This window comes from Pseudomonas edaphica (assembly GCF_005863185.1).
GTDB classification, from domain to species: Bacteria; Pseudomonadota; Gammaproteobacteria; order Pseudomonadales; family Pseudomonadaceae; genus Aquipseudomonas; species Aquipseudomonas edaphica.
In genome coordinates this window covers 1-1,110 of the sequence record NZ_VBVZ01001019.1, presented here as the reverse complement: position 1 = coordinate 1,110, position 1,110 = coordinate 1, and the positions used below count along the sequence as shown (strand labels likewise).

1 protein-coding gene and 1 pseudogene are annotated in these 1,110 nt (G+C 61.8%); both read right to left on the bottom strand.

All coding sequences use genetic code 11. From position 1 onward, the window contains the following. A partial coding sequence (locus FEM54_RS32955) for a DMT family transporter (RefSeq protein ID WP_138454327.1) occupies positions 1-795 on the bottom strand: 795 nt, incomplete at its 3' end. Positions 796-859: 64 nt separating this feature from the next. Further along, a pseudogene (locus FEM54_RS32950) lies at positions 860-1,110 on the bottom strand (methyl-accepting chemotaxis protein); the annotation flags it as partial.

The window sequence follows — 1,110 nt, the reverse complement described above, 5'->3', positions numbered from 1 at the left end:
CAACAACGCCCCCCACAACACCCCAAACGGCGGAATCATAAACGTCACCGTCATCGACTTCACCGGCCCAATGGACGACAGCAAACGGAAGTACAGGATGTAGGCAAACGCCGTACACACCAGCCCCAACCCCAGCAACGAAGACCATACCTGCCAACCACCCCAGCTCGCTGGTGGATGGCTGATGGCGCTGTAGGCAAAGAACGGCAGTAAGAAAAGGGTAGCGCCGAGCATGCTGCCCAACGCCGCAAGCCGGCTGTCCAGGCCGCCACGTTGATCGAGCCAGCGCCGCGCAAGGAAACCGGCAAAGCCGTAGCACGTGGTGGCCAGCAGGCAGGCTAGTGCGCCCATCAACAAGTCCAGATCAAAGGCTACCGGCCCGGCACGGGTTAGGACTCCTACGCCAAACAGGCCCAAACACACACCTGCGATTTTCGAAGGGGTCAGGCGTTCACTGAAGAACAACCCGCCAATCAACACGCCCATCAACGGCGTGGTGGCGTTGAAGATCGCCGAGTATCCCGCCGGCAGCACCTGGGCGGCCACGGAATACATAGTCGCGGGAATGCCGGAGTTGATCACGCCGAGCAGCAGCACGGTCTTGAACTTGCCCTGGAAGTCCCAGTTCACGCGCATCACGGTGAGGATTACCAGCAGGCCGGCTGCCGCAATCGACACGCGAAAAAACGCAGTCGGCACCGTGCCGATTTCCGGCGCAATGATGCGCATGAACAGGAAGCTCGCGCCCCAAATGGCAGCCAGCCCCAACAGGTACAGGGTGTCGACAGGTCTCACGGAACACTCCTACATCAATAAGGCGGCGAGTGTTGCCCAGTGGCCTGCGCGACACAATCGCTAATTACAGGACAAACCGCGTGACCATGCCGTTGAGGTCCACCGCCAGGCGCGACAATTCGTGGCTGGCCGCCGAGGTCTGGGTGGCACCGGCGGCGGTCTGGGTCGACAGGTCGCGGATGTTCACCAGGCTGCGGTCGACATCGCGGGCCACCAGGGCCTGTTGCTCGGCGGCGCTGGCGATCACCAGGTTGCGTTCACTGATTTGCGAGATGGCGGCGGTGATTTTTTCCAGGGCGCTGCCGGCGTTGTTGG